This is a genomic window from Lewinella sp. 4G2 (assembly GCF_001625015.1).
Classification (GTDB): domain Bacteria; phylum Bacteroidota; class Bacteroidia; order Chitinophagales; family Saprospiraceae; genus Neolewinella.
Map to the genome: position 1 here is coordinate 2,308,448 of NZ_LVWJ02000014.1, position 22,009 is coordinate 2,330,456.

Below are 22,009 nucleotides of genomic sequence, written 5' to 3' on the forward strand. Positions count from 1 at the left end.
TGGTAACTACTGCCTTGGACCTACTGGTTTGGGATAAGCAGGTTCATCGTGTTGGCGGGAATAGGCTGTGTAGAGTTGTGGTAAATGATTGCGGCTAGAAATGCGGCGACCGCAACGATGATGCCGAAGAGGAAGATGTTGTAGCATACGCGTAAGAAAGCATACTTCTTGGCCAGGACGACACCGAGGTAATAAAGGTCCCGCGTCATGGAGCTGTAGAGGAAGTCTTCGTCCCGGATCATTTCCATCATGCCGTAGTGGAAATCATCGATCTGCATATTGTAGAAGTTGCCGAAGAACAGCAGGTTACTTCTCCGGGCTTTGATGTCTTCCAAGCTGCTTTTGCCCTCCGTAACCTTAGGCCGGGTGGCCTGAATGGCGTAGAAGAGTGAAGCCAAACAGACGGACACCAAGATGATGGTAGGAATCAGCAGGTGAGGATTAGAATCCAGTTTCGTTGCCAGGTTAGCGACCACGACGGAAAGCACGATGGCATTGACGGACAGCATGATGTTGGCCTTGTTATCGGCGATGCTACTCAGGTTTACGTGGGTACGGTAAGTGGCCCGGTACATCGTCTCTACCCCCCGACCCGGTTTGAAGGGTTGATCAGCACTCGCCCCCTCTTTGAGCGACTTTTTCAGCTTTTTCAGCTTCTTCTTTTTGCGCTTGGCCTGCTCCAGTTCTTCCAAGTTGGTAGGCGTTTGATCCGGGTAGAGGGCCTTTTTACGCTTGTAGAGTTGCTTTAGGTGTTTGTTCTTCCTTTTCCCGAATAGCTTGCGCGCTGCCTCCGTATGATACTCGTGGTTGAGCATGAAGCCGAGCTCGAAATCGATCCACGCCTGGTCCGACATATTCATATCACGAGTCAGGGCAAACTCCTGGCGGACGCGGCCGCAGCGATCCCAGTAACTCAGGTCACCCAGGTGGCTAAGGTCCGCATCGGCTACGATCTGTTCGACGAAACTCTGTGGATCCTGGGGCATTTTGGTAGCCCGGATGGCTCCCGCAATTGCTGATAGCAGCTCTCCATCATCTACTCCTTGCTGGCGGAGGAATTGTTCGGCGTTGGTGACCCCGCGTTCCTCGTGGTCTTCCCAACCTTCGGAATAGCCGGTATCGTGAAACCAGGCGGCCAACATGATGGCCAGTCGTTCATCATCACTGACTTCGTAATGGTCCGCCAATTCCTGGGCTGCTTCCACCACCGCGCAGGTGTGTTGGAAGTTGTGGTAGACGAAATTAGGGTCGACCTTTTCGTGGATGTGATTTTCCACGTAGGCCTCCACGTCGACGAGTAGCTGATTACGATCAACGGTGATATTCATGCCGGCCAAGATAGGGCTTTAGGGACAGTACTATTCTTGCGGAAAGAGTTACAATTTATCGTCTACTTCCGCCAGGGCCTCTTCGTCTAAGGCGTCAAACCACGTCGACATTTGGGCGCGGGCGTTGGCACGGACGTCGTCGTTAACGTAGGCGGCTATGGTAACGAGTGCGAAGCTCAGCACGCCGAGATCGTCCGTATATCCGATTAGAAAGCCCAGATCAGGAATGGCATCGATCGGAACAATGAGGTAGCCAAGTACACCAATGACGAGCCGCTTGGCCCACCCCGGCGTTTCTTTTCGCTGGTAGGCGTAATAGAGCAACAGCGCAGTGTAAACCGTCTTCGCACCGGCGGCGACGGCGTAATTTTTGAGCTTCTCCCAAAACTTGAACTCACTAAATCGGGCCCGGTACTTTTTTAATCCTTTCATGATCTATGAGATAGAACTACACTATTAACGCCTGAATCTGCTATTTCGGTTGTGTAGAGTGAAAGGACCTTAATCGGAATGGCGCCCCAGGGAGGTGCCGTACCTTCGCGGACGACTCACCCGCTTGGTATGAAAAACGTTGTTTGGAATCCTTTCTTAAAATCTTTGCTACTTATCCTTAGCGTCGTAGCGCTGAAAAGCTGTGTCCCCCCCGGTGAAACGACGTTTGAGGGAGTAGTCGTCGATCTAAATGACCCCGTTACCCGGCGTATTTACACCCACCAGAATGACCGTAATGTCGACAGTTTACTGGTGTACCTTGAGGCGGACGAACCCAGTTACCGCTACCAAGCGGCGCGAGCTTTCGGAAGTTTCCCCAAACTACCGGCCAGCGCCCGAACGCGACTGGTGGCTGTCCTGGGTGATCGTAACCCGCTGGTAAGGACGGCGGGGGCCTACGCGCTAGGACAAACCGGCACGGAAGAAGCAGCGCAAGACCTGGCCGCCTCTTTCGACACATTAGGTGTGTACGACGAATACAACGGGGAACTGTTAATGGCCATCGGTAAAACGGCTCCGGCCGCCACGCAGACCCAGGTGACTAATATCACCACGTACCGACCGGTGGATACGACGCTGCGAGCCGCTCAGGTTTGGAGCCTGTTCTATTTTGCCCGCAGGGGGATTCGCTCAGACCGGGGAGACAGTATTGCGCTAGCCCATTTACTTTCGGAGGAAACGCCTATGCCCGTATTAGAACCGGCCGCCTTTTACCTACAGCGATTCCCGGTTACACTGACGGCAAACCAAGAGCAAGCGATGCGTGGTTTGCTACGATCATCAACAAATTCAGACGTATTGATGGCTGCCGTCCGTACGCTGGGGGAAACGGGTGCAGCTCCCTCCAGGGTGGCGTTACTACGCGCATTGGCCAACCAACCGGACTGGCGAGTAAGGATTGAGATCCTCAAAGCTTTGGGCACCTACGATTACACACTCGTGCGACAAAACGTCTTGGAACGTCTGTCGGACGAGCACCCACTCGTCCGCCGCCAGGCAGCTACCTATTTGTTGGATCACGGTGATGCCAGTGACGCCACCTATTACCACCGCTTTGCCAAAGACTCGACGCGAACCGACATTCGGTACACGCTGTACGGAGCGGCTAATCGCTACCTCCCGCTTTACCTGACTGATTATCGTGGACGCATCAATTATGATCTCCAGCAAGCCTTCGCCGCTACGGAGGACGTGCAACAAAAGGCCGCCATCCTACAGTCACTCGCGGAGTTCCCGTGGAATTACCGGACGATCTACGATCTATACGTAGAAACTGGATCCCCCGCCGTACGGAGCGCCGCGGCAGAAGCGCTGCATACCATTAGCAGCAGGGAGGACTTCAATGAGTATTTCCGAGGGAGCGCGCCCAGAGTTCGGTTAGACCTGGCTAGCTTCTTCCAGGAAATGATTACCACCTTAGCCGTAGGGCCAGCTTACCACGCGGCGGAAGCCATCGCTGAACGCAGTGAGGTGTACCGACCACTCTACCCCGACCGCACCTGGCTGCGCTCCGCCATCAATGCATTTAAGCTACCGAAGGAAATTGAAGCCTATTACGCCGTGGATGCGGCCCGAGCAGCCCTGGCCGGAGAGCCCGCGCCCAAACCCAAACAACCCGATAGCAACGTGCGCGCCATTGATTGGGATTTGTTGGGAGAGGCAGATCAAACCGTTCAGGTCAGGACGGATGTGGGCCGTTTTACGCTAAAGATGCTTCCCGACATCGCTCCGGCATCCGTGTCCAACTTTCTTGCGTTGGCGGAAGACCAATACTACGACGGGAAAGTATTTCACCGGGTGGTTCCTAATTTCGTTGCCCAGGGCGGAGGGCCGTTAGGGGACGGTTTTGGCGCCGAGAATTATAGCCTGCGCACGGAAACCCCCAACGTGCGGTGGGATAGAACAGGCCTCGTCGGGATGGCCAGCGCGGGGAAGGATACCGAGGGCGTACAGTTCTTCATTACCCACCGGCCAACGCCGCACCTGGATGGTAATTACACCATATTTGCGGAGGTTACCGAAGGGCAGGAAGTGATCGATCAAATTACGGTGGGAACAAAAATTGAATCGATTACTATCCGCTAAGGGATAGATCCATCCTGACTTCACGAACCGCCCACCAAACGAATAATCGGCGAAAGCCTGAGTTCCCTTATGAACGATTCAATCAGTAAAATAGAGGTCGCTTCCGCTGCGGCGGATATACTCCCACTGGCCACCACGGCCCGGCGGCATTTACACCAAAACCCAGAACTTAGTTTTGAGGAGTTTGAGACCCAAGCCTACATCGCTCGGCAGTTGGATAACTTGGGCATCCCGTACCAGAAGATTGCTGGGACCGGTATTCTGGCGGAAGTACTGGGGGGCAGGGGGAATGGTCCAACGGTTGCCTTACGGGGAGATATTGATGCGCTACCAATAACGGAACGGAATACGGCCACTTACGCCTCTAAAAGGATAGGCGTCATGCACGCTTGCGGCCACGACGTACATACGGCAAGTTTGCTGGGGGTGGCCGGCATTATGCAGTCCGTGAAGAATCGACTCAAAGGGACAGTTCGTTTCCTTTTCCAACCGGGGGAAGAAAAACTGCCGGGGGGCGCTACGCATATGATTCGGGACGGGGCGCTTATTAACCCCACTCCCGCGGCCCTCTTTGGTCAACACGTTCATCCGCCCCTGGAAGTTGGTAAAGTAGGCTTCCGCCCGGGTATCTACATGGCCAGTACCGATGAGCTATTCCTAACGGTGCAGGGTAGGGGAGGCCACGGAGCAATGCCTCACCTGGCGGTTGACCCCATCGTCATTACAGCTCACCTGGTGACGGCCATCCAGCAGCTTATCAGTAGAAATACAGACCCAACGCTTCCGGCAGTCATCACCTTCGGAAAGATTGAAAGCGCTGGTGGTGCGACGAACGTGATCCCCAATGCCGTCAACCTACAAGGGACGATGCGTACGCTAAATGAGGAATGGCGAAAGGAACTTCACGAGCGCCTAAAAGTCCTCGTCACGGGGATGGCAAAGAGCATGGGGGGGAGCGCGGAATTGACCATTAACCATGGCTACCCCTTCCTGAAAAATGACGAGGTACTTACCCGTTGGGCGGCAGATGAAGCAACGGACTTTTTGGGGGCGGACAACGTTGTTGAGTTACCCATCCGCATGACGGGTGAGGACTTTGCGTTCTATACCCATCACCTGCCGGCCTGCTTTTATCGGTTGGGAGTTCGGAATGAAGCCCGTGGCATAGTTAGCAACGTACACACGGATACCTTCGACGTGGATGAACGGTGCCTGGAAACCGGTGCCGGTTTAATGGCCTGGTTAGCTATCCGCCAATTGGAGTTTGCTGGCACCCGTTGATGCGGTTTCATTTTTGCTGTCCTCCGTTTCCAGGTGGTTTATCCAGTTCCGGAAGAGGTACACCCCATCATCCGCAGTAACGAACAAGTGCTTTCCCTCAGCGGCAAGCGCTACGTTTACGGCCGTCTTTTCCGTTGGGATTTTTCCAAGTAATTCTCCCTGTTGGTTGGCTACGTAAACACCGTCACCACCACCCACGAGTAGATGTTCACCGGCAAAAACAGCTCCGTCGGGTACGCCCTTCGCGACGGCGAAGCAACATTTTCCTTCGCCGGAAATTTCCCCCGTCTCAGCGTTGTAGGCAAACCTCCAGACTGACTTTCTCCGCTTTAACTCAATGCTATCTCCGTGGGCCCCATCGTTACTGGTGTCCGTGACGAATAGGTACTTTTCATCGGGGCTGAGGGCCAGGCCGTGTGGCATCTCCAAGTTGCAACGGAAGCAGTTTAAACCTCCATCAGGGCAGGCGGAATAGATATTTGGTTCCAGGACTGGCGGTGGCCGAAAGTCCTGGCGAAAACCGTAATCCGGATCGCTGATGATCAGTTTCCCTTCTTGATCAAGTATGACCTTATTCAGTGAGTTGAATGGTTGACCGTCAAATCCATCAACTAACACAGAACGGGTCTTGTCCGCCAACGCAATGCGGCTAATTACGGAAGGCCGATTTTTATCGCCTTGCTCGGCTACGATCAGCGCTCGCCCATCCGCGGAGAGGCACATACTGTTTGCCATGTTAGCGTCGTGGTAGAAAAGTTTAGCTTCAATTTGCAGGGGAGCAGTCTCCGGCAAATCCGCCCACAACTCCTGCTCCGAACAGACGCCGAACTGGGAGAAATCCAGGTACATAATGTCCACTCGCTGATAGGTGTCGAGGTGGGTTTTCGTAGTAAAGTATAGCCGGCACTGCTGGGCTACCCACACCGGGCCTTCGTGGGCATCGGCGACGAAAAATAGTGGCTTGCTCATATTTCTATTACCCAGCCACCGAACGTGGGGTTCGCTGCCCTCCGTATCTTTGCCCACTATGCGCGCCAAAAAATCCTACGGACAACACTTCCTTACGAACGAGCATTACGCTCGCCAGATCGCTCAGTCGCTCATCCTGACGGATCAGTATGACCACGTGCTGGAAGTCGGCCCCGGCCAGGGGATGCTGACCAAACACTTGCTCGACCGGTCTGATGATTTTGAGTTAACCGTCAGCGAGGCCGATAAGGATATGATCGCCTACCTCGCCGAGCACTATCCACAGTTGGAGCAGCGGGTCGAGCCGGGCGACTTCCTCAAGCTGGACGTAAACAAGATCTTCGATGGCCGCCCCTTCGGGTTGATCGGGAACTATCCCTACAACATCAGTAGTCAGATCCTTTTTAAGATGCTGGACAACTACGAACTCATTCCCGAGATGTCAGGTATGTTTCAAAAGGAGGTAGCCGATCGCGTCGTGGCGGGTAATGGTTCCAAAACCTACGGCGTCGTCGGGGTCCTGGTGCAAGCGCGGTACGAAGGGAAAGTAATCCTAAACGTGGGGCCAGGTAATTTCAATCCTCCACCCCGGGTGGATAGTGCCGTTATTCGTTTGGTGCGTAGGGACGAACCTCTCGTTCCGGATGAATTGTGGGGACGATTCAAGCACATCGTAAAGTGCGCCTTTGGTACCCGGCGGAAGATGCTGCGGAATAGTCTCAAAGCATCTTTTGATGCCGAGACCCTGAAGGAAGAGTTCTTTCAACGGCGTCCGGAACAGGTCTCGCTGGAAGAGTTTGCGGCCTTAGCCTTGTGGTAGATTCCCATTCCCATTTCATGGCACCTGCGGCAGCGCCCGTATGATGGATCGCCAGGTTTAAAGGCCGTCCGGTGGCTCTACGGACTCTACTTCTTCGATGAGGAACTCCAGTACCGCGTGGGCTGGAACGAGGGTGTCACCTTTGGGCGTCACCAAGCCATCGGCGCCATAGGCCAAGTCACTTGGGGCCAGGAGGCGGATGGTGCCACCGTTTTTGATCTTGGGGATGGCGAGGTTCCAGGCCGGAATCAAATCGCCAATGCGAAAGGCTAATTTCTGGTTTCTGCTCCGGCTACTATCAAAAACTTTGCCATTGAGGAACCGACCTTGGTAGTGCGCTTCTACGTAATCACCTTCGGCGAAACCTACGGTTGAACCAGGCTCAATGACTTCGTAGAAATAGCCTTCCGACGCAGCGACCACGTCATAGTGCTGGTCAATGGCCCGGTTGATGATCGCGTTGCGCTGCCGCCCCGCGCGGTCATCCGTTGGGCTTAGCTCGAGCACCAGCCGTTCTTCGATGGCGGATCGGGTAGCCGCATCCTTTGCGGGAGCAGTGGAAGTTTTATCCTGACAGGACGAACAGCACAGGCTGGCAAGGAAGAGAACGAACAAGCGAAATGGGAGCGACTTATTTAATACCATTGGCAGATTGTAGTACGTTATCAAAGCTAATATGCCTTCACCCAAAAGTACCACCCAGATGTTGCGTCAACTTCTCTTTCTACTGATCGCCACCGTCTTTATTTTTGCCTGCAACAATTATGAATCCCACGATGAGCTGGATGAGGAAGGCTTCCGTACCGTATACCAAACTGATCCGGAAACCGGTGAGATAGAGGGAACTCTAAAGCAGTATCTACCCAACGGTACCCTACTCAAAGAGGAAAATTACGTAGCCGGGAAACTGGAGGGCGCCAGACAAGTGTATTACGAAGATGGCAAACTGCTGGCCAACGAAAACTACCGGAACGGGGCATTCGATGGCGCCTACATCAATTACTACGCAGACGGCCAACCCAAGCAGCGCGGTAACTACACCGAAGGAGAAATGGCCGGAAAATGGTTAGGCTACTACAAAAATGGAGCCCTCCGGGAAGAGGTGACCTTTTCCGAAAACGAAGAAGAAGGCCCCTTCCGCGAATGGTACGATAATGGCCGCCCGAAAGCCAGTGGTACCTACGTGCCCGGGGCCAAAGAGGATGGTATCCTCCACCTCTATACTACCAGTGGCGAATTGGAGAAGGTCATGAATTGCGAAGTTGGCCTCTGCCGGACAAGCTGGACGCCGGACAGCACCTTCTCCGCCCCCGAAGCACCGGACATGACCATGCCGAATTGGGAGGAGTAATTAACCGCTTACCAGGTCAAGGAAAGATCGTCTCCCAATTCCGCTTGCAGGGCCCGTAGGTCAGTCAGTAATGCCGCCGCTTTTTCGGGTTCCAGTGCGATGAGGTCACGCAATTCTCTGGGGTCTTCCGCCACGTTGTACAAGCGTTGCACTTTAGCCTTCGGATAGACGATGAGTTTGTATCCATCTTTCCGAATGCTCCGGGCGTAATCCACGTAGGCCCCGTAAATGGCGGGGTAGGGGGAAGGCGCATCATCTTGCAAAAGCGGCAGGAGGGAATTAAAGTATACGTAGTCGGGTTGCTCCACTCCGGCCAGCGACAACGCGGTGGGCATCACGTCCTGCAAGTAAACGTCCGTATCAATTTTGCGGCCCGCTTCAATGCCGGGGCCAACGACTATTAGTGGGACGCGCACGGAGTGATCGTATAAATTCTGCTTGCCAATGAAGCCGTGGTTCCCTACGGCCAGGCCGTGATCCGCCGTAAAGATGATGATGGTGTTATCCTTCACACCAGAAGCGCTGAGTGCCCGAAGGATGCGCCCGACCTGTGCGTCCAGATGGCTGATGCTGGCGTAGTATTCCTTACGGTGGGTTTTGACGGCTAATTCGGTGCGGGGGTAGGGTGCCAGGTCTTCGTCGCGCATCCCGCTGCCGTTTCCGATCAGGTTGGCGTGGGGATAGCGAGGTAGGAAACTAGCTGGTACCGTGATGTCCTCCACGTTATACAGGTCCTGGTAAGCTTGGGGCGCCTGCCTGGGGTCGTGGGGTGCGTTAAAGGCGAGGTACATGAAGAAGGGGGCGTCAGCATTCCGCACCTCCCCCAGGAATATTTCCGCATCGTCCGCTACGACCTCACTCCAGTGGCGCCCACCGGCGTAAAAGCCTTGGTAGCTGGTATCCGTAGGGCTCCAACTATCGTCGGTTGGATGGAGAGGGCGGTTGTAGCCGGCTGGCCAGTATTTCTTAAGCGAGTCGATCGGTACCACTTCGTTGTGGCGTTGTCTCAGCGCATCAATTACCGGGAACGGGTACCCATCGTGGGGCATGCCCGGTCGGACGTTGGCGGCGCGGTCGAACTGGTCCGTAGCGGGCGCGTCCACGTGCCATTTCCCCGTGAAATAGGTTTGGTAGCCAGCCGCTCGCATGAGGGGTGCCCAATTTTGATCCATCGCTTCCTGGTCTTGCGCCCGCCAGCGTTCGGTCATGCGTTGCGCCTGCCAAACACTCCGGCCGGAGTTGATCATGGCGCGGCTGGCCAGGCAAACGGCGGGTTGCCAGGCGCCCATATTGTAGGCGTGGGTGAAGGTGGTGCCTGAGTTGACCAATCGGTCCAGGTTCGGGGTAATTACTTGCCCATCACCGAGCGCACCGATGGCATCGTAGGCCTGGTCGTCCGTAAAGATGAAGAGGATGTTCGGCCGTTCGGGGATGTTAGTTGTCGAACTGGGCTCCGTAGTAGAACAGGTGGTCAACAGCAACAGGCAAGTGAAAGAAAAGAGCAACTTCATAGCCCGAAAATAAGACGCAGGGTAATCATTATCCTCACGTTACTTCACCAGGTGAGCGGGAGCCATCAGGCACCGCCCAACCTTGCTGACGAAAAAACAGTTCCCGTTCCAATGAAGCAGCCCTCTACCCTCAGCCCACGTGGCGCCGTTGCCGCCCGCACCCCCCTCCGCGCCGATTTCGACCTCTTCAACGAGGTCATGCAAAACGAGTATGACGCCGTGAAAAACCCGGAAGGGGCAATCCCTCTTTGTATCGCCGAGAACCTGCTGGGGTGGAACAGCCTCCGGGAGAAGCTACGAGAGATCGGTTCCCAAAAAGCTTGCCCAGACTGGGTCGCCAGCTACACCGATACCTTAGGCCATCCAGACTTGCGGGCCGCTCTGGCTAGCTTCCTCAGCCAGGAATTGGGCGGTGACGCCCTCGATCCCGAATGCCTGGCCGTTTCCGCCGGGGCTACGGCCGTAATTGAAATGACCTCTTTTCTCCTGGCTAGCCCGGACGACTACGCCGTGATACCGGGCCCCGCCTACGGAGGCTACACGCCGGACATTCAGTTCAAATCCGATCTGCAACGCTACGATCTGCAGCTTGCTGACTCGGTAGACCACCCCGGCGTTTATAATCTTACCATAAAGGATCTCGACCGCGCCTACGCCGACTTGAGTGAGCAATTCAAGCTGCTCATTCTCACCCACCCCAATAATCCGACCGGGCAGGTATTTACGGAGGACCAGATCTTTGCGGCCGTCACCTGGTGTGAAGAGCGTCGCATCCATTGCGTAGTTAATGAAATTTACGCCCTTTCTCTCATTGATCAGGACCACCCGGAATTATCCGCCGACTACGAAGACCGCCAGTGGTTCGTGTCCTGCCTTTCTCAGTTGGAGCAACGTAAATCAGATTACTTCCACTGGTGGTATTCCTTCAGTAAGGACTTCGGTATTTCCGGCTTGCGGGTTGGTGCGCTCTACACCAAGAACGAACAATTGATCACCGCCTACCGCAACTACGGAGCTCCCAGTACTACCTCCAACTACACCCAGTGGTTGTTATCGGAACTGCTACCACAGACGGACTGGATTCGTCAGTGGATGCAAACCGAACGTAATCTCACACCTAGTTACCTGATCGTTATTAAAGCCCTGCGCGAGCTGCAAATCGATTACGTGCCCGCCGTCGGAAGTCTCTTCGTCTGGTTCGATCTGTCCAAATTCTTAACGGAGGATACCGACGACGCCTGGGTCGAATTGTGGAAAGACATTTACGGGAAAACGGGCCTTTTGCTCACCTACCCGGTCGGAATGGGAAGCGATCAGCGTGGCTGGTTTCGCATGGTATTTACGGGCGTCCCCCCCGCCACTTTGCGGGAAGCTATGCGCCGCTTCACCTATTACTGCCGGGCTAAACAGGTCTAGCTAATCCTGCTTTTCCCACTGTCTGATGAGGTCCAGCGCCAGAATAGCGGCGGGCCGGAGCATTGGGCTGTGGCCAAAACCATCTAGTTCGTAGAGCGTAGCCTTTTTGTGCCCGCTGGCTACAAGCATGCGCCAGAAGTAGGCATTTTCTTCGTAGCGGCCGAATAATTCCAGTTCGCGGTCTCCCGTGATGAGGGCAATGGGCAGGTCACTGATCCGTAGGTGATGGATCGGTGCGTATTTGTCTACGACTACATTATTCCAGGCAAGCCCGCGCTCTTTGCGGGGCGTAAAGTGAGTGATGGTGTGGCCACTGAAGGGGATCAATCCGGCCAGGCTGTCCGGGTGTACGCCGTGGGCGGCGAGGTAGGTTGTGTCCATCCCGATCATCGAAGTCAGGTAGCCGCCGGCGCTGTGGCCGCTCACGTAGATCCTTTTCGGGTCACCGCCAAATTCATCGATGTGCTGCATCACCCAGGCAACCGCGGCGGCGGCGTCCTCGGTGTAGGTTGGGTTTTTCACCTTGGGGTGCAGGCGGTAATTCGCGGAAGCCACGGCAACGCCCTGATTTTTCCAAGCCTCAAGAAAGTGCTTCCCCCCAAATTCTAACCCGCCACCGTGGAAGTACACGATGGTCGCAAAACCGGTACTATCCGTAGGGTAATAAAGGTCGAGTTTGCACCGCTCCTGCACATAGTCGTCTTGCAGCGTCGGCTGGTAGGCAATGTCAGTGCGCGTCTCGTAGTTCTTCCGCACGGCCGGTTGGGCGCTGGCGCAGGTGCAGAGGAAAAGGGCAAGAAAGTAGGGCAAGGCTCGGAAGAAGATACGCATCTCGCCAAGTTAGGGACTTGAACGGTATTCCTACCGGACCAGCATTTTGCGGGAGGAGATGATGAGCCCCCGGTCATTCCGTAGGCTGGCTACGTAGGTGCCCGCTGGAAACTGGGCGACGTCCACGGTAAGCTTTGTCTGGTCACCAATGGCGGTAAACTCCCGGCGCAGCATCTCCCGCCCGAGGATGTTCACCACGCTGAGGTAGTAACGGCCTGCAGGCACGCCTTCAACCTTGTAAGAAAAGTAGTCGGTGACCGGATTAGGGTAAAGCATGATTTCCGCCTGGTTAGCGAAGGGGCCGGAGGTGGAAGTGGATTCCAGGGCTTGTTTGTACTGAAAGGAAATCAAATCACCCTCATTGGAGGTCTGCGCTTCCGCGATGGGTTCCTTACTGTCGTTGTTCCACCAGAGGTAAGTCACAACGGTATCCTGCTGGCCGAGGAAAGCGCCGAGGCCTTCAGCGTCGTCTCCCAGGAAGGCAGCAATGTCCGTGTAGCCAACGAAAGGTAACCGTACTTCCACGGAGATGAATGCCGACTGCAACCGTTTTTCACGGAGGACGGGATAGGAAGTCTCGTCCAACAATACCACGCCATCCGCATCGTACACATCCGTACGGGTAGTCGCTACCGTAAGCCGAATGGAATCGACGAAGGCGAGGGCGCCTTCGGGTAGTAAGGCGAGTGCTTCGGCGGGGATGCTATCGGGGGAGAGCGTTGTCACTACGTCGAACCCAACGTCAAAAGCGTCTCCGGTGCTGACGCCGGTACGCCGTTCCGCGATGGCAGGGGACACCGGGGTATCGAGACCAAAATCAGGTAGCAAAGCGACCCGGGTCGAGGTGCCAACCAATTCGAGCGCGTTGGCAGTGGTGCGGTAATAGTTTCGGTTGAAAAGGTTTTGGGTGATGACGAGGTCTGCCGCCGGGAAAAGGTCATCATCGGGAGCCGTTACCGGTGCGAGACCCTGCACGAGGGGTACCGGGTCACTGAAATCCCAGCTCAGGTCCATCCCTCCTTCCAGTTGCAGATCCAGCCCTGCCGCCCAGGCGCTATCGGCCGTGGTGGTCCGCAGCGTATCACCGACTACGGGAAAGTAGTTGGCAGTGAGTTCTTCCTGTGCGGAAAGGCTGACTGCACTTACCAACAGCAGTAGGAATAGTAAACATTGTTTCATTCAGTCCGGTGTTGATGTCAGGCGATATAAAGTAGAAAGGTCAGGGCGTTAAAATCGTTGGCCAAAAGCATCCTCAAGGTAGGAATTTATCGGATAGGGTCGAGCCAGCGGGCGGTGGTCGCATCGTCCCATCCTTTCTTGGCTTGGTACTCCGCTACCTGGTCATCCTGAATGCCCCGGACCGTAAAGTACTTGGCATCCGGATGGCTGAGATACCAACCGCTAACGCTGGAAGCGGGGTACATGGCCATCGATTCCGTGAGTTCAATTCCGGTGTTGGCTTCTACGTCGAGCAGTTCCCAGAGTTTGGTCTTTTCCGTATGCTCCGGGCAAGCGGGGTAGCCGGGGGCGGGGCGAATCCCCTGATACTCTTCGGCGATCAATTGTTCGTTGGTGACGGCTTCGTCCGGCGCGTAGCCCCAGAACTCCATCCGGACGCGTTGGTGCATCCGTTCGGCAAAAGCTTCCGCTAAACGATCTGCGAGCGCCTTGAGCATAATGGCGTTGTAGTCGTCACCCGCTTCCTCAAAGCGTTTGATGTGGGGTTCGATCCCGATGCCGGCCGTAACGGCGAAGGCGCCGAGGTAGTCCGTCTTCCCGCTTTCTTCCGTGGCGAGATAGTCCGTAAGTGATTGGTTGGGTCTTCCCGCGGCCTTCTTACTTTGTTGGCGGATGTGGTACAACTTACATTGCACCTGCGGCAGCGCCCCCGGATCGTGCACTTTGATGGTATCCGTCAGTGGGTCCGCAGTAGCCGGGAAGAAGCCGATGACGCCCCGTGCCCCGATCCACTTTTCGTCGATGAGCTGCCGGAGCATCGCCCGCGCCTCTTCGTAAAGTTGGGTCGCCTCTTTGCCAACGACTTCGTCAGTGAGGATTGCGGGGAATTTGCCCGCCAGGCCCCAACTGGAGAAGAAGGGCGTCCAGTCAATGTAAGCCTCCAACTCCGCAAGATCGTAGTTCTCGAATACCTTGGTGCCCGTGAAAGACGGGACGGGTGGGGTGTAGGCGGACCAGTCAATTTTGAGGTGGTTTTCCCGGGCCGTGGCAATCGGGATGGCTTTCTTGCCCCGTTGCTGCTTCGCCCGGTGGTCGCGTACGCGCACGTACTCCGCCGTGATGCTCTCCCGGTAGGCAGTTCGGTCCGCCTCTTCGCCATCCAGTAGGTTACCCGCAACGGTAACCGCCCGGCTTGCGTCTAGCACGTGGACAGTCGGCCCTTTGGTGTAAGCCGGTTCCACCTTGAGGGCGGTGTGGGTTTTACTAGTGGTTGCACCACCAATCAGTAGGGGTGTAGTCATACCCCGCCGCTCCATCTCCGCCGCCACGTTGACCATCTCATCGAGCGATGGCGTAATGAGGCCGGATAGTCCAATGATGTCAACGTCGTGCCGCTGCGCCTCGTCGAGGATCTTGTTGGCGGGCACCATGACCCCGAGATCGATGATCTCATAGTTATTACAAGCCAGGACGACGCCGACGATGTTCTTGCCGATATCGTGCACGTCACCTTTGACGGTGGCTAGAAGGATTTTGCCTTTGTACTGGCGGCCGGTGGTCTCCTCTGCTTTTTCTCCACCGGCTTCAGCGAGGTCGATTTTCTCCTGCTCAATAAACGGGTTCAAATAGGCCACCGCCTGCTTCATCACCCGGGCGGATTTGACGACTTGGGGGAGGAACATTTTGCCGGATCCAAAAAGGTCGCCAACGACGTTCATCCCATCCATCAGGGGCCCTTCGATGACGTGGAGGGGGCGGGGGTACTTCAGGCGGGCCTCCTCGGTATCTTCGGTAATGAATTCCGTAATGCCCCGGACGAGACTGTGTTGGAGACGCTGCTCGACGGTGCTTTCCCGCCACGCGAGATCTTTGACGACGGTACGGCCGCCGACGTTTTTGAGGCTTTCGGCGAGGTCGGTCAAACGCTCCGTAGCGTCCGGGCGGCGGTTAAGGATGACGTCTTCGACGGAGGTGAGTAGGTCGTCGGGTATATCCTGGTAAACCTCGATCATACCAGCGTTGACGATGCCCATATCCATCCCCGCTCCAATCGCGTGATACAGGAATGCCGAGTGCATGGCTTCGCGGACGACGTTGTTCCCCCGAAAAGAAAAGCTGACGTTGGAAACCCCACCACTGATCTTCGCCCCGGGGCAGTTCTCTTTGATGCGGCGGGTGGCTTCAATGAAGTCAACCCCGTAGTTGTTGTGCTCCTCAATGCCGGTAGCTACGGCGAAGATGTTGGGGTCGAAGATGATGTCCTGGGGTGGGAAGTCTGCCTGATCTATGAGCAGATTGTAGGCGCGGGTGCAGATCTCAACCTTGCGTTCTTCGGTGTCCGCCTGGCCAGTTTCGTCGAAAGCCATCACGATGGCCGCTGCGCCGTACGCCTTTACGAGGCGGGCCTGGCGGAGAAATTCCTCCTCGCCCTCTTTCATCGAAATGGAGTTGACGATACACTTGCCCTGTACGCACTGCAGGCCAGCTTCGATGACTTCCCACTTGGAGGAGTCGATCATGATCGGCAGTTTGGCGATGTCGGGCTCGGCCATGAGCAGGTTCAGGAAAGTGACCATGGCCGCCTTGGAGTCGAGGAGCCCCTCGTCCATATTTACGTCGATTACCTGAGCGCCGCCTTCAACCTGGTGGCGGGCGACGTCGAGGGCCTCATCGTAAAGACCGTTCATAATCAGCCGGCTGAATTTTCGAGACCCGGTCACGTTGGTGCGTTCCCCAACGTTGATGAAATTGGTTTCGGGCCTGACGACGAGCGGCTCCAACCCGGAATAGGTGGAGTAGCCTGGGAGCGTAGGTATTTTCCGCGGGGGCAAACCTTCCACGGCTCTCGCCATCGCCGCAATGTGGGCGGGTGTGGTACCGCAGCAACCTCCAATGAGGTTCACAAACCCGCTCCCAGCAAAGTCGCGGATGTAAGTCTGCATTTCCTCAGCATCCTGGTCGTATTCTCCCATTTCATTGGGGAGCCCAGCGTTAGGGTAGGCGTGAACGTTGCATTCGGCTACTTTTGATAAAGCTGCTAAGTGGACCCGCATTTCCTGAGCACCAAGGGCACAGTTGAGGCCCACGCAAAGTGGTTTAGCGTGCGCTACGGAAATGTAAAAGGCTTCGACGGTTTGCCCGGAAAGCGTTCGGCCGGAGGCGTCCGTAATCGTGCCGGAGATCATAACCGGTAGAGGTCGATCAATCCGTTGGCGCACGGTTTCTAAGGCGAATAGGGCGGCCTTAGCGTTGAGCGTGTCGAAGATGGTTTCAATGAGGATGAGGTCCACGCCTCCATCCGCCAAGCCTTGGATTTGCGTAGTGTAGGCTTCCGCCAACTCGGTAAAGGTGATGGCCCGGTAACCGGGGTCATTGACGTCAGGGCTAATGCTCAGCGTACGGTTGGTAGGCCCGACGGCACCGGCTACGAAGCGCGGTTTTTTAGGGTTGGCGGCGGTGTACTTGTCGGCAGCGGCGCGAGCAACTTTGGCGGCGGCGACATTCATCTCGTAGACGATCCCTTCCGTGCCGTAGTCTTCCTGGGCGATGGTAGTGCCGCTGAAGGTATTGGTTTCCAGTAGGTCAGCGCCCGCTTCCAGGTACTGTTCGTGGATTTCCTGAATGATATCGGGCCGCGTCAGGACGAGGAGATCGTGGTTGCCCTTCAGGTCGCTGGGGTGGTCTTCAAAATAGCCCTTACGGTAATCCGCTTCGGTGAGCCCGTAGCCCTGAATGAGGCTACCCATTGCGCCGTCCAGGACGAGTATTTTTTCGTTGAAGAGTTCCTCGATGGATAGCCGGTGCATAGGGTGGGTTTTTCCTTCCGCAAAGATAGTTTATCCCGTGGGGGAGGCGCGCGCAATAGGAATGGGAATTACGAAGAGCTGAATGGTGGACGTCGTGTTTCCGATTGTGCTATTTATGTTTCTATATATGCTGGAGAGTATGAATTCAAGGAACGACCTTTGTCAGGCCCTGCCTTTCGTGGGGTATGGGTCTCCTTGGTGATGTCCACTTTTGTGGATGTCGCCGGGAGTTTTTTATTAAGCGGGTAAATGGACCCGAAGGAAAACTCCTTTTCAATACGGTGGGGCCATTATTTCGCGGCACCACATTGTTAAGTTGAGTGTGAAATGTAGACTACGCCTAATTAAGCATTTTCGATCCTCCAAGTTGGTATATTTGTAGGCATTCCTACTGTTGTAGTTTGTTCCTGAATTTTCAGGCTTTTTGACCGACCAATACCAGCGCTACAAATTTGAGTTCTTCGCCTTATCCGGTATCCTTTTTTACCAACCTGTTCTCCGGGTTGCGGCTACCCGCTTTGCTGGTCGGGCAGAACAGTAAGGTGTTGACCCTGAACGAGGCCGCTGCCGACCTTTTCATCATGCCCTCCGAGGAAGTTGTGGGTCAGCGATGGGCCGGTTTGGATGCCAACGCAACCCTCAAACGGTGGCGGACGCTACTGAACGGCTTACAGATTGGAAACTCCCACGCTTACGATACTGAGTTGGAGACCGGTAGAGATTACTTACGGCCGGTTAGCGTCACGATCAGTAAGATTACTGATGCCAATACGTTGATCACCTTGCGCGATCTCATTATCCCTGAACTACGACGTGGCGAACGAAGGATGCTGGAGAGGGAGTCCGGGATTGGGAGTTGGACCTACCACCGGGTAGATCGGTCCATCACCGCTTCTGCTACTTGCCGTGCGCTGCTAGGGCTGCCCGAGGGTAATTTGGCCGGCGAATCAATTGGCGAACTTTTGCAGGATAAGATGGCTACGGAAGACTTCTTGCGTCTAGCCGAAATCGCTTCCGCCCTGCTGAAATCGCCCGGCCAACAATCGGCCGAATTCGTCGTAGAGTCTTCCTCACAAACGCACTTACTTGCCTTCACTTGCGAATCCGTTGGCAACGAGTTTAACGTTAATCATCTCTTCGGGACGGTTCGTAAAAGCGAAGTCACTAACCCAAAAGGAGAAATTGGCCAGGATAAATTTGCGGAACTGGCTGCCTTTAGTCTCCAACGCGCTAAAGATCTCATTTTCTGGACGAGGCCCGACGGTTCGGTGCGGTACGCAAACTCAGCCGTGGAACGGGTACTGGGTTACTCGCCCCAAGAAGTTTCAACTCTCCTAGTGCGCGACTTCGCGCCACGATTCACGGAAGAGGCCAAAGCCTCGTTCTGGGAGGAGCTGCGTACCGAAAAGTACCTGGAACTAGATTACGAGATCGTTAATAAGCAGGGAGATACAATAGTAATCACCTCCGTCGTCAACTACATCCGTTTTGGAAAGGAAGAGTTCGCGTGCAGTATCAGCCGTGACATTACCGCGAAGCGGCAAGAAGAAAAACGACAACGACTGATCGAATTCACCGTAGACCAAACGGAGGAGATGATCATTTGGGGGAAGCCAGACGGAAGCATATATTCAGTCAACCAGGCCTTCACGGACCAGACGGGCTACACAAGTGCTGATGCCAAGAAGATCCTCACCAGCGACCTGTACGACACCAGCAACCCCGCCCAGCAGGTATCGTGGGAGGAGTTGCGTTCAACCAAGGTGATCGTCCGCGAAACCCTACTGCGTAGAAAAGAGAATGACGGCCTGCCCGTCCGGATGAAGATCAACTATCTCAACTATGAAGGGGAGGAGTTGGCCTGTATCTACCTGTACGATATTAGTACGGAGGTCGAGAAGGAACGCTTGTTGCGCCTCTCCAAAGTAGCCCTCGATACGGCTGTCGACTGCATTTTATGGTTAGACGAAGATCTTCAGATACAATACGCCAACGAGACACTGCGCAAAGTCCTACCAGAACGGCTAGTAAAAAACATCATTGGGCTTCCCCTAGCCAAAGTGCTCCCTACGGTTGATCTCAACCTGATTGCACCAGGTGGCACACAAGATTTTACCTTACAAAAAGCCGATGGCTCGGAGATACAAATGAACCTTACCGTCGCCCAATTGAAGCACGACGGGCATAACTATTTTGTGCTGACGGCGAGGGATTTCTCCATCCACGCTCAGGAAAGAGAAGAACTGGAGTCCGCCTACACCGAGATCGAATTTATGCGTGACCGGCTTCGTGATGAAAACCTGACCCTGCGCCAGGAGAACGACACGAAGTACAACGTCAACAACATCATTACCGTCAGTAAAAAGTACCAGAAAATACTCACGCAGGTGGGGCAGGTAGCTGACGTCAACACGACCGTGCTCATTACGGGTGAGACGGGTACGGGTAAGGAGTTACTGGCGCGGGCCGTCCATCAGTTGAGTGCCAGGGAGGACTTCCCCCTCATCAAGGTAAACTGCGCAGCCCTTCCGGAAAGCTTGATTGAAAGTGAACTCTTCGGCCACGAGAAGGGCGCCTTCACCGGTGCGATCAACCGTAAGAAAGGTCGCTTCGAAATGGCCGACCGGGGTACAATCTTTCTCGATGAGATTGGCGAATTGCCCCTCGACCTGCAGTCCAAACTGCTGCGCGTACTACAGGAGGACGAGTTTACGCGGGTAGGAGGTGAGGAAACTATTAAGGTAGATGTCCGCCTAATTGCAGCTACGAACCGGGACCTCCAGCAAATGGTCCGGGAAGGAAAATTCCGGGAGGATCTGTACTACCGCCTGAATGTATTCCCAATTCACAACCTCCCGCTGAGGGACCGGCCGGACGACATCCCAGTGCTCATCGAATATTTCACGCAGAAGTACGCCAAGCGCCAGGGGAAAACCATCAGGAAGATCGGCTCTGCGGGAATCAAGCGCCTACAGAACTATTCCTTCCCGGGAAACATCCGCGAGTTAGAGAACATCATCGAGCGGTCGGTGGTGCTTTGCCAGTCGGATACCCTCTCCATTGAGTTCATTCGCCCACGTAAGGCCGTAGCAAGTGGGGGAGAGGTCTTCCTGAGTTTTGAGGAGATGCAGAGGAAATACATCATCGATGCCCTAAAGATGACGGGCGGCAGAATTACTGGTCCGCAAGGAGCAGGGGTATTACTCGACTTGAATGATCGCACGCTATTGAGCAAAATCCGCAAGCTGAAAATCGAGAAGAAGGAGTACCTGGTTTAAAGAATCACCAGCAGTAATTTCCTGGTTAACGCTTAATTTTGAGACGGCTGAAGTAAACGCAGGCGGACAAAATTAAACAATGTGCTTGCGCGGCCGTGAACAAGCTTTATCTTGCTTACGTATAGATGACAATAGCGGACTAGTTTCCGCTGCCCGAAGACCACCGTTGTGACTGACAAGAAAAATGCTAATGAAGATTACCTAGCAGACTGGCTCGCCAACAGCGAGCGCCGGGTAGTGGTTTTAGCGTTCACGGCAGCCTGGGTGGGCAGCTTCTTTCTCTTCCGCAATTATTTGCAAGATCTCAAAGAAGAACACGGGGAAGATATCGGGCTTCAGATCATCGATATTGAGAAGTACGGTAACATCGCCCGTAAGCTGGGCATCTCTCAGGTTCCTACCACGATAATTCTTCGCAACCACGAGATAGTGGACATGCTTTCTGGAACCACTTCCCGGAATAAATTACGCGCGTCCGTCGCTCCCTATCTGTAGAGCGCATCGCCACTTAGATATTAAATCTGTCGCGAATCCCTTTAGTTGGTATTCCAACTCTCACTCGCTAATCGGTTGTTTTAGCTTTCCTGTAGCTCATTGAATTTACTGGGCGCAACGCCATATTTCTCCTTGAACTTGCGGGAGAAGTATCCTCCATTAGCGTAACCAACGCAGTCGGCAATCTCTCCAATACTCATGCCACCCGTAGCAATCAAGGCGCTAGCCTGCGTCAGGCGGCGTTCCGTTAAATACTGATTGATCGTCATCCCGTACACTTGCCGGAACCCATTCTTTAGGGTCTGCTGGTTGATGCCCACCATTTTTGCCAGCATGGGAATAGTGGGGGGGCTCTGTAGGTTGCTGCCAATAATCTTTTCTGCGGCCTGGATCAACTTGATTTTCTCCGCGCCGCGCAAAATTCTCCGGTTCGAAAAATTAGACTGCCGTTTATACTCATTGAGGAGCAAGTACATGTTTTGGTAGATCATGGCCGAGCAGTGCGTGCTATGCAAAAGTCCGCGGTCCTTATTCGTCACTATTTCCTGGACGGCATCCACGGCGGGTAAGTGGAAAATATCGGTGTAGAGGAATTGCTGGTGGGTCTCTCCGCTTCCCTTTATTACCCTAAGTAACTCCGCTGGCAATTTGAGTACGCCACAGGCAATCTCTTCGAAAAACAGCTTGCGGTGAATCATCGTCATCAGCACCGTTACTTTAGTTTCGGATGGAAGGACCAAAGCATATTCCCCGTCACCGTAGTCGCCGTGGATAGCTGCCTGTAGTGGAGTTAAAGAAAAGCTTCCCTTTTCAGATTTTACGTTCAGGGCGCCCTCCGAAATAGTGAAGAGGTGCATCGGTTGGGCGTCGGGCCCATGCAGCGTCAAGTGCAATGGCTGCGAGAGTCTGCAGTCCAAAATCACGGCGTCAAGCCCATCGCTGGCGTGGTAAGACATAATGAATCCCTGGCCGAACGGTGGCGTCAGTTGCAGGAAGCTCTTCTGGCAATCTTTCTCCATCGGTAGCTTGAGGATCCGTGCCATTTCAGCAACCATCGCGGGTGCTTTGTCTCGCTTTACGTGCAGTTCAATCGGGGAATTCATACTATCTGAACCCACGCTTACTAACGATGTTTGGCCAATTATTGCAGGTGTATGGATAACAGGG

At 54.7% G+C, this 22,009-nt stretch carries 16 protein-coding genes; 7 read left to right on the forward strand and 9 right to left on the reverse strand.

What is annotated here, in order from left to right; genetic code table 11:
• Window positions 1–20 precede the first annotated feature (20 nt).
• Window positions 21–1,328, reverse strand: coding sequence for a Pycsar system effector family protein (locus tag A3850_RS09850; RefSeq protein WP_068216064.1), 1,308 nt, complete (start codon window positions 1,326–1,328; stop codon window positions 21–23).
• 48 nt (window positions 1,329–1,376) lie between these two features.
• Complete coding sequence (locus tag A3850_RS09855; protein WP_068216066.1) at window positions 1,377–1,760, reverse strand: YkvA family protein; 384 nt, start codon at window positions 1,758–1,760, stop codon at window positions 1,377–1,379.
• A gap of 165 nt (window positions 1,761–1,925) precedes the next feature.
• Between A3850_RS09855 and A3850_RS19925 the strand changes: the two genes are divergently transcribed.
• Entirely contained in the window at window positions 1,926–3,905 is a 1,980-nt protein-coding gene (locus tag A3850_RS19925) for a peptidylprolyl isomerase (RefSeq protein WP_197494030.1), read from the forward strand.
• Between the two features lie 69 nt (window positions 3,906–3,974).
• Entirely contained in the window at window positions 3,975–5,186 is a 1,212-nt protein-coding gene (locus tag A3850_RS09865; RefSeq protein ID WP_068216068.1) for a M20 family metallopeptidase, read from the forward strand.
• On the opposite strand, the gene A3850_RS09870 is transcribed toward A3850_RS09865, so the two are convergent.
• Window positions 5,148–6,155: an SMP-30/gluconolactonase/LRE family protein gene (locus tag A3850_RS09870; RefSeq protein WP_157501037.1), complete on the reverse strand. Its 1,008-nt coding sequence runs from the start codon at window positions 6,153–6,155 to the stop codon at window positions 5,148–5,150. The two genes, A3850_RS09865 and A3850_RS09870, sit on opposite strands and share 39 nt — an antisense overlap.
• A gap of 58 nt (window positions 6,156–6,213) precedes the next feature.
• On the opposite strand from A3850_RS09870, the gene rsmA reads away from it, so the two are divergent.
• Window positions 6,214–6,975: a 16S rRNA (adenine(1518)-N(6)/adenine(1519)-N(6))-dimethyltransferase RsmA gene (gene rsmA / locus A3850_RS09875; RefSeq protein WP_068216073.1), complete on the forward strand. Its 762-nt coding sequence runs from the start codon at window positions 6,214–6,216 to the stop codon at window positions 6,973–6,975.
• A gap of 57 nt (window positions 6,976–7,032) precedes the next feature.
• Here rsmA and A3850_RS09880 read toward each other — a convergent pair whose 3' ends face one another.
• Entirely contained in the window at window positions 7,033–7,620 is a 588-nt protein-coding gene (locus A3850_RS09880; RefSeq protein WP_068216075.1) for an FKBP-type peptidyl-prolyl cis-trans isomerase, read from the reverse strand.
• A gap of 31 nt (window positions 7,621–7,651) precedes the next feature.
• On the opposite strand from A3850_RS09880, the gene A3850_RS09885 reads away from it, so the two are divergent.
• Window positions 7,652–8,326 carry a toxin-antitoxin system YwqK family antitoxin gene (locus A3850_RS09885; protein WP_157501039.1) on the forward strand — a complete coding sequence of 225 codons (675 nt, stop codon included), beginning with the start codon at window positions 7,652–7,654 and terminating at the stop codon, window positions 8,324–8,326.
• An 8-nt stretch (window positions 8,327–8,334) separates the two neighbouring features.
• On the opposite strand, the gene A3850_RS09890 is transcribed toward A3850_RS09885, so the two are convergent.
• The gene (locus tag A3850_RS09890) at window positions 8,335–9,837 is read right to left on the reverse strand and encodes a sulfatase-like hydrolase/transferase (RefSeq protein WP_068216079.1); all 1,503 of its coding nucleotides are present in this window, start codon (window positions 9,835–9,837) and stop codon (window positions 8,335–8,337) included.
• 111 nt (window positions 9,838–9,948) lie between these two features.
• Between A3850_RS09890 and A3850_RS09895 the strand changes: the two genes are divergently transcribed.
• A complete protein-coding gene (locus A3850_RS09895) occupies window positions 9,949–11,253 on the forward strand; it encodes an aminotransferase class I/II-fold pyridoxal phosphate-dependent enzyme (protein WP_068216082.1) in 1,305 nt (434 codons plus the stop codon).
• Here the strand turns inward: A3850_RS09895 and A3850_RS09900 are convergent, their stop codons facing one another.
• From A3850_RS09900 to metH, 3 genes are all read right to left on the reverse strand, one after another.
• Complete coding sequence (locus A3850_RS09900) at window positions 11,254–12,084, reverse strand: alpha/beta hydrolase (RefSeq protein WP_068216083.1); 831 nt, start codon at window positions 12,082–12,084, stop codon at window positions 11,254–11,256.
• Window positions 12,085–12,114: 30 nt separating this feature from the next.
• The gene (locus A3850_RS09905) at window positions 12,115–13,263 is read right to left on the reverse strand and encodes a T9SS type A sorting domain-containing protein (protein WP_068216086.1); all 1,149 of its coding nucleotides are present in this window, start codon (window positions 13,261–13,263) and stop codon (window positions 12,115–12,117) included.
• An 86-nt stretch (window positions 13,264–13,349) separates the two neighbouring features.
• Complete coding sequence (gene metH / locus A3850_RS09910; RefSeq protein WP_068216088.1) at window positions 13,350–17,069, reverse strand: methionine synthase; 3,720 nt, start codon at window positions 17,067–17,069, stop codon at window positions 13,350–13,352.
• Window positions 17,070–17,521: 452 nt separating this feature from the next.
• Here metH and A3850_RS20515 point away from each other — a divergent pair, with 452 nt between their 5' ends.
• Together A3850_RS20515 and A3850_RS09920 are read left to right on the forward strand one after the other, a co-directional pair.
• Window positions 17,522–20,347 carry a sigma 54-interacting transcriptional regulator gene (locus tag A3850_RS20515; RefSeq protein ID WP_157501041.1) on the forward strand — a complete coding sequence of 942 codons (2,826 nt, stop codon included), beginning with the start codon at window positions 17,522–17,524 and terminating at the stop codon, window positions 20,345–20,347.
• A 168-nt stretch (window positions 20,348–20,515) separates the two neighbouring features.
• The gene (locus tag A3850_RS09920) at window positions 20,516–20,842 is read left to right on the forward strand and encodes a co-chaperone YbbN (RefSeq protein ID WP_068216090.1); all 327 of its coding nucleotides are present in this window, start codon (window positions 20,516–20,518) and stop codon (window positions 20,840–20,842) included.
• A gap of 80 nt (window positions 20,843–20,922) precedes the next feature.
• Here A3850_RS09920 and A3850_RS09925 read toward each other — a convergent pair whose 3' ends face one another.
• On the reverse strand, window positions 20,923–21,945 hold the full coding sequence (locus A3850_RS09925; protein WP_068216092.1) for an AraC family transcriptional regulator: 1,023 nt from the start codon (window positions 21,943–21,945) through the stop codon (window positions 20,923–20,925).
• Between the last annotated feature and the right edge of the window lie 64 nt (window positions 21,946–22,009).

Excerpts from the sequence above, each read along its gene's own strand:
- A3850_RS09885 (WP_157501039.1), top strand. The coding sequence starts at position 7,652 with ATGCCTTCACCCAAAAGTACCACCCAGATGTTGCGTCAACTTCTCTTT.
- A3850_RS09925 (WP_068216092.1), bottom strand. The coding sequence starts at position 21,945 with ATGAATTCCCCGATTGAACTGCACGTAAAGCGAGACAAAGCACCCGCG.
- A3850_RS09880 (WP_068216075.1), bottom strand. The coding sequence starts at position 7,620 with ATGGTATTAAATAAGTCGCTCCCATTTCGCTTGTTCGTTCTCTTCCTT.
- A3850_RS09865 (WP_068216068.1), top strand. The coding sequence starts at position 3,975 with ATGAACGATTCAATCAGTAAAATAGAGGTCGCTTCCGCTGCGGCGGAT.
- A3850_RS09855 (WP_068216066.1), bottom strand. The coding sequence starts at position 1,760 with ATGAAAGGATTAAAAAAGTACCGGGCCCGATTTAGTGAGTTCAAGTTT.
- A3850_RS09895 (WP_068216082.1), top strand. The coding sequence starts at position 9,949 with ATGAAGCAGCCCTCTACCCTCAGCCCACGTGGCGCCGTTGCCGCCCGC.
- A3850_RS09870 (WP_157501037.1), bottom strand. The coding sequence starts at position 6,155 with ATGAGCAAGCCACTATTTTTCGTCGCCGATGCCCACGAAGGCCCGGTG.
- metH (WP_068216088.1), bottom strand. The coding sequence starts at position 17,069 with ATGCACCGGCTATCCATCGAGGAACTCTTCAACGAAAAAATACTCGTC.
- A3850_RS09900 (WP_068216083.1), bottom strand. The coding sequence starts at position 12,084 with ATGCGTATCTTCTTCCGAGCCTTGCCCTACTTTCTTGCCCTTTTCCTC.
- A3850_RS09905 (WP_068216086.1), bottom strand. The coding sequence starts at position 13,263 with ATGAAACAATGTTTACTATTCCTACTGCTGTTGGTAAGTGCAGTCAGC.
- A3850_RS09850 (WP_068216064.1), bottom strand. The coding sequence starts at position 1,328 with ATGAATATCACCGTTGATCGTAATCAGCTACTCGTCGACGTGGAGGCC.
- rsmA (WP_068216073.1), top strand. The coding sequence starts at position 6,214 with ATGCGCGCCAAAAAATCCTACGGACAACACTTCCTTACGAACGAGCAT.
- A3850_RS09890 (WP_068216079.1), bottom strand. The coding sequence starts at position 9,837 with ATGAAGTTGCTCTTTTCTTTCACTTGCCTGTTGCTGTTGACCACCTGT.